Annotated in this window: 5 protein-coding genes; 3 read left to right on the top strand and 2 right to left on the bottom strand. The window is 34.8% G+C overall.

The genetic code is table 11. From position 1 onward, the window contains the following. The first annotated feature begins 507 nt into the window (after positions 1-507). The 3 genes from H1P_RS39500 to H1P_RS24600 all read left to right on the top strand — a co-directional run bounded on the left by H1P_RS39500 (position 508) and on the right by H1P_RS24600 (position 3771). Entirely contained in the window at positions 508-687 is a 180-nt protein-coding gene (locus tag H1P_RS39500) for a hypothetical protein (protein ID WP_144872308.1), read from the top strand. A 240-nt stretch (positions 688-927) separates the two neighbouring features. Continuing rightward, entirely contained in the window at positions 928-2991 is a 2064-nt protein-coding gene (locus H1P_RS24605) for an AAA family ATPase (RefSeq protein ID WP_144872306.1), read from the top strand. A 156-nt stretch (positions 2992-3147) separates the two neighbouring features. Continuing rightward, complete coding sequence (locus H1P_RS24600; RefSeq protein ID WP_144872304.1) at positions 3148-3771, top strand: DEP domain-containing protein; 624 nt, start codon at positions 3148-3150, stop codon at positions 3769-3771. A 138-nt stretch (positions 3772-3909) separates the two neighbouring features. Here the strand turns inward: H1P_RS24600 and H1P_RS24595 are convergent, their stop codons facing one another. Further along, positions 3910-4557: a hypothetical protein gene (locus tag H1P_RS24595; RefSeq protein WP_144872302.1), complete on the bottom strand. Its 648-nt coding sequence runs from the start codon at positions 4555-4557 to the stop codon at positions 3910-3912. A 147-nt stretch (positions 4558-4704) separates the two neighbouring features. After that, on the bottom strand, positions 4705-6492 hold the full coding sequence (locus tag H1P_RS24590) for a ribonuclease J (RefSeq protein WP_144872300.1): 1788 nt from the start codon (positions 6490-6492) through the stop codon (positions 4705-4707). Between the last annotated feature and the right edge of the window lie 319 nt (positions 6493-6811).

The following is a 6811-nucleotide window of genomic DNA, read 5'->3' as shown; positions in this document are numbered from 1 at the left end:
TTTAGGGGTCTTGGGCGGGGCAGAAGAGTTCTGCCGTGAAACGACAGAATCAGCCCCTTGGGTTTCCCTCAATGAGCAACTCGTTCAAGACAGGTATGAAACCGATAGTAATACTGTTCGGAGCTTCAGAAGCTCCGAAGCTCTAAGACGGGGCGTATCCTAAAGGACTAGCGAAGCCGTCGTAAACTTTTGAGGTCTCCTCAAAAGACAGCCCCTCCTCTAAGCTTTAAGCCTCTTGAATATTAATGAAAAAGTAAAATTTTGCGCTTTTCATACCACCATGAGGCAAAGCCAACGTTTTTAATGTGGCTGAAGTCCGAACAGGAATATCACAGATCGGCAGTGGGCTAAATTACATACCCAGTTTATGGATGAAACCGTTAAACCTTGTAGAAACGTATCATGATATGTCTCTACACTGGATATTTATTGGGAGTTTTACTAAATGGATTTGGTATTCTAACAGCAAGCAAGAAACAACAAAACAATAACCAACAAAGCAAACCCATGAACAAAGAATCATTAACTAATCTCGATAGTATTCAAGAGCCAATTTTAAAAGCCGAACCAGAAGTTAAAGCTATCATTCAAAGAGTTTTAAAGTTAGAGAAAGATAAACTATATTTAAAAACTCCTCGTAATATCACAGAGGATATAGTAAACATCATTAAAGATGTTATTCATTAAGGGCGTTGCTGATTTAGAGATGAAACCAATTTAATGATACGGTTTGTTGCTGGTTGTTCGCTGCTATTTTTTTGTTGTAAGCATAATCGAAAAAACCTTGACGCGAGATACGATCGAGCTTTTGCAAAAATTAACTAAAAATCAAAACAAATAACTTGACTCTTTGCACAGATAAACACAGATAGTATTGTAAATGGTTGTTATAGTTGACTAAGATTATTTTTTATTTGAATTGTATAAATGAAATTAATTTCTTTACAGCTATATAATTTTAGACAGTTTTATGGCAAAACCCCACAAATAAAGTTTGCTTCTGGACAGGAAAATACGACAGTAATTCATGGTAATAATGGTTCGGGAAAAACTGCTTTATTAAATGCTTTTACTTGGGTGTTATATGAGCAGTTTACGGCTGCTTTTGCTGCTCCTGAGATGTTAATCAATAAAAGAGCGATCGCAGAAACGAAAACAGGATATTCTATAGAGTGTTGGGTAGAGTTGCAGTTTGCTAGCAATCATCAAAATTATCAACTTAAACGAAAATGTTATGGCATAAAAAAGTTAGATAATACAGTAGATTATAGTGAATCAAAACTGTTTATGTTGATTTCTGGAGATGATGGCAAATGGTATCCTCCTATAGAGCCAGCAACAGAAATTATCGAGCAAATTTTACCCAGTAGTTTGCATCAATATTTTTTCTTTGATGGAGAAAGAATTGATAATTTTTTCCGTCAAAATAGTAAGAATAGCATTGCGGAAGATACTAAAGATTTATTAGGGTTAAAGGTATTAGAACGTGGAATTGAACATCTCAAGAAAGCAAAAAAAAGTTTACAGGATGAATTACAGGAAATTAGTGATGGCGAGGTTCAAAAAATATTAAAAGAGTACAAAAACTTAGAAAAAAACCAAGAGCAAGCAGCAAAATCATTGGACAATAATCTTCGTGAGACTACCCAGTTAGAATTACGACAAAGTAATTTAACAAAACAGTTATTAGAAGTTAGTGGTGTAGATAAGCTACAACAACTTAAAGTTAAATTAGGTCAAGAAGAAAAACAGATTAGACAAAATTTACTACAAGCAAAGAAAGAGTTAAAAGAGTTCTTATCTCGTCAAGGATATTTAGCCTTTTTACCAGAAGCTATTGAAGCTTTTAGTTTCTTGGTTAATAATTTAAAACAAGAGCAGCAGATTAATACAGGTATTCAACAAGAGTTTATTCAACAACTATTAAAACAGCAATCTTGTATTTGTGGCTTAGAATTATTCCCTGATAGCATAGCTTATAATAATGTGCGTAGCTGGCTAAAAAAAGCCGATCAAAAAAATATTGAAGAAGTCATTATTAGGTTAGAAACTCAAACCAAGCCGATTAAAAATATTACCGAACAATTATGGCAAGAAATCGATCGTAAACAGACTTATCTAAATCAGCATTATCAAGAATTAAACAGAATTGAAAAAGAGCAAGAAAAAATCAATCGTCAATTGCGGAGTTATCCAGATCGAGATATTCAAACTTTACAACAACAATCGGAAACAATCACTTCCAGAATTAAAGAATTAATCTTAGAGCAAGGTATTACCCAACAGCAACAAAAAACTTATGGTAGTAGCCTCTCTAAGCTACAGCAACAATTAGCAAAACAACAACTCAGAGAGCAACAACAGATTACTACCCAAAAACGGATTCAAGCAGCAGCAGAAGCCATCAATCGCTTACTGGAAGTCAGAAATCGTTTAGAAACCCAATTTCGTGATTCTTTAGAGCAAAAAGTAGCAGAGATTTTTAGCTCTATCTCCTTTACCCCCTACATACCCAAACTGAATAATAACTACGAATTAACTTTAGTCGAAAATACTGCGGGAATTGCTGCGCCTGTAGCTGCTTCTACAGGAGAAAATCAAGTACTCAGCTTATCATTCATCGGAGCAATTATAGACCGCGTTCGCGAATGGAGTCAAAACAACACTCTAATTGGACTAGATAGTAGCACTTTTCCCATCGTGATGGATTCCCCTTTCGGTAGTCTTGATGAAACCTATCGCAAACAAGTCGCAGAAGCAATTCCTCAATTAGCTAATCAATTAATTGTCTTAGTAACCAAAACTCAATGGCGTGGTGAAGTTGCTAATACTATCAGCGATCGTATTTCTCAAGAATATGTTTTAACTTACCATTCTTCTAAACCCAATTGTCAAGAAGATTGGTTAAAATTGCATGGTATTAATTATCCTTTGGTGAAACAAAATAGTAATAGATTTGAATACACAGAAATTGTCGAAATAAAATCCTAAGTTAAAATATTATGTAGGGTAAATAGTCTCTATATTAGTAAAAATAATAACTGTAGAACTTATACCTATCTCAGTGAAAACACTGAATTCTTCAGCACATTATTAGTATTTTTCATAAACTAAAGCTTTATATCGAGAAAGGAGTACAGCAATAAAATGTTTATTTTGACTAGGGAGGAAATAGAGTATTGTGTTGGTACAAAGAATTCTGGAGAGAATGAAAATTCAGTTTCAGGATTAGTTTATAACAATAACTTTTTTATTAAAGCAAAGCATTACGAGCTTAGTGAATATGAGGATGCACTAAAAGATTGTCGGGAGAATTTTTTGGATAATGAAGAAATACAAATTCCTACTTTAATGATCAAAGAAGAAGATAGCGTTAGTATCTGGACACAAGATAACAGCTATCAGACACAAAATTCTATTCATACTTCTACTCCATCTGTTTCTAGCACAAAAGCTAAATCTAAAAATTTTGGTAATTTTAACCTGGATAAATTAGCCGAAAAAATGCGTGGAGAAAATGGTTTAAATATCAAAACTCGTCGTCACAAATTAAAGCTTTATCACCGCTGTTTTACAGGAAGTGAAGTAGTTGATTGGTTAGCAGAAAAGCTAAAGATGCCGAGAACAAAAGCGGTTAAATTAGGGCAACAGCTAATGAAGGCTAAAATAATCCATCATGTTAAAGATGAGCATGATTTTGAAGATAGTGATTTATTTTATCGTTTTTATGAAGATGAAGATAAAAAGATTTGGACAGATAAATTACTTTAATTTGAGTTTGATAAATACAAAATCTGTGGAGACTAAGGAAAAACTTGAAAAAAGTAGCAATAAGCAATAAACCGTATCGTTATTTATTTCCTACCCAAAATCGCTAACGCCCAGATATTTATCTCAAATTCATATAGTTTAAATTATTTCAGGATTATTGACGGTATACATCACAATATCTGGAAACTCTACTGATTTTATCCCTAAAATTATAAATCCATAGTCTGTCCATCCTGCGTTAAAAACCAAAAATTGTAAGCTACAATCTTTTACTTTTTTGCTAAAAGCATGATAGTTTGAAGGTGATAAAAATCTTTGTCTTACTTCAGCATTAAATAGTTTTTTGCGCCATTGTGAATCAAGACTAAAATCAAACCTTAAATCACTAATTTGCTCTATTACAATATCTTTAACTCTTTTTTCGTTTGGCTTTAAAGATGCCAACTGAGGAATTATTTTATCAGTTTCCCAGGTATGAAAATAAAAAACTTGTTTACTATTGTTATTGGGCTTCCAACCATTAGCTAAACCATGTGTAATCACTTGTCTGACTAATTTAGGAGTGATGGATACTCCTTGTTTAATTTTTTGCCATTTATTCTCTAAATTTTTGGTGTATGAATTATGAGGTTCAAAAAATGCTTGCAGCAGTTGCTGGGGATTTTCTTGAGTTTCAATAGAAAGAAAAATAGTATCGTTACGTTTAGAAGTCAGCCAACGGTACTTGGTACCATCAATTTCTATATTTCGGCTTTTTTTCTTTGGTAGAGTCATAGTCTGAGTCAATAGTTCTTTTTGAGCAGCCTAAAAAGCAATACCCTTGTGTTAAGCAATCGAGCCATCTAAACTTTATAGGGACGCTCCATAGAACATCCCTACACAATCAATTTATTTTTTATTCAGAGCAGAATAAGTGTTAGAAAAATAACACTCCTAGGATGCCACAGAAGTTGCTGAAGCAGCAGAGCGTCTTCTTCTTCTAGTAGTTCTAACTGCGGGTTTTTCAGGTTTTTGCATCAAGAAAACTAACAAAGGACGACTTTGTAATTCTCTACGAAATAACCTTCTTAAACTACCTTCTAGTTCATGGCGAACACTATCCCAATCGACATCGGTAGTACCATTTTCTGAATAGGTAAAATTACTCCAGCGATCGCTTAAGGTTTGTTCCAGAGTTCTATTTACTAACTGCTGTAATAAAGATTGTTCTACTTTAGTAACAACTCCTCGTAGATGCAATGTAGGGGATGCCACTAATTTACCAGACCAATCAATAGCTGTGGCTACAGTAACTACACCATCTTCTGCAAGTTGTTGTCTTTCTTTCATAATTGTATCTTGAACAATTCCCGCACGATCTACTAATTCAATTCCTGACTCTACTTGTCCTGCAACTTGAATGCTCTCAGTACTTAATTCAATAATGTCACCATTATCAATAATTACAGTATTTTCTTGGGGAATTCCCATCGCCTGAGCCATTTGTGAGTGTTTGACCAGCATCCGATGTTCGCCATGGACGGGGACAAAGAATTGAGGCTTAGTAAGTGCCAACATTAGTTTGTGGTCTTCTTGCGCGCCGTGACCAGAAACATGAATACCTTGTTGCTTACCGTAAACTACTTTTGCTCCCTGCATCATTAAACGGTCAATGGTATTAACTACCGCAATGGTGTTACCAGGAATGGGGTTAGCCGAAAAAACAATGGTGTCTCCTTCTTTGACTCTGATGTGGCGGTGTTCTCCTTTAGAGATACGGGTCATTGCGGATAAAGGTTCACCCTGAGAGCCAGTGGTTAAAATAAGGGTTTTTTCATCAGGAAGACGACTCAGCGATCGCAAAGGTTCAAAGAGATCGTCAGGACATTTGATGTAGCCTAAATTGCGAGCATGGGCGATGACGTTTAACATCGATCTCCCTACCACTACTACTTTACGCTGAAGCTTTTGGGCTATATCTAAAATCATATTGACCCGATGCACAGAAGAAGCAAAAGTAGTTACCATAACTCTACCTTCTGCTTGGGAGAAAATACGCTCTAAGTTAGGATAAACCGCTCTTTCTGAAGGAGTGTGTCCAGGGACTTCTGCATTGGTAGAGTCACTTAAAAGACATAAAACACCTTGTTCTCCGTATTCGGCTAATCTCTGCAAATCAAAATATTCACCGTCTACGGGAGTATGATCGACTTTGAAATCTCCAGAATGAACAATCACTCCTAAAGGTGTCGTAATTGCTACGCTGAAGCTATCAGCAATCGAGTGGGTGTTACGAATGAATTCGACAGAGAAATATTCTCCAATACGGACGGTTTCTCTGGGAACAACGCTTTTGAGATTTGTGCGCTCGCTAACTCCTGCTTCTTCTAACTTATCTTGCAAGAGAGTCATGGCTAATCTAGGACCATAAATGATGGGAATATCAAACTGTTTAAGATGATAAGCAATCCCTCCAATATGATCTTCGTGACCATGGGTAACAATCATGCCTTTAATTTTATGGCTATTTTCTCTCAAATAAGCCATGTCTGGTAAAACAATGTTAATCCCATGCATCTCATCAGTGGGGAAAGCCAAACCAGCGTCTAATAGTACAATTTCATCGTTGTACTCGAAGACACAGGTATTTTTGCCAATCTCATGAAGCCCTCCTAAAGGAATGATTCTCAGAGCATCTTGATTTTGTTGTTTGCTACTTTTTTTAGTGATTATTTTGTTCATTGTTTTGTTTGGTTTTGATTTCGCTTTAAGGGAAATAGCTGTTTTTTTTGTAGTGACGGATTGGTTTAAATTATTGGACATAAGATAAATTCAGTTTGCTATGAATTTTTTTTGTAATACTTAATTTTCTTATTGGGGATTAGCCTTTGATTTTTAATGCGTCTTAAATATTAGTTTATTTTAAACACTTAAATGTAAAAAACAATGGCAAGATAAAGTATTTTTTCTTTTTAATAATCATAATAAATTGATATCAAATACAAATTTATTTTTACTTATAAATAATAACTATGCTTGAAACTTATAGGTAATTTCAACA

The sequence above is a fragment of the Hyella patelloides LEGE 07179 genome, assembly GCF_900659865.1.
Classification (GTDB): domain Bacteria; phylum Cyanobacteriota; class Cyanobacteriia; order Cyanobacteriales; family Xenococcaceae; genus Hyella; species Hyella patelloides.
The sequence above is the reverse complement of the archived record's forward strand: the minus strand, read 5'-3'. Positions and strand labels throughout refer to the sequence as shown.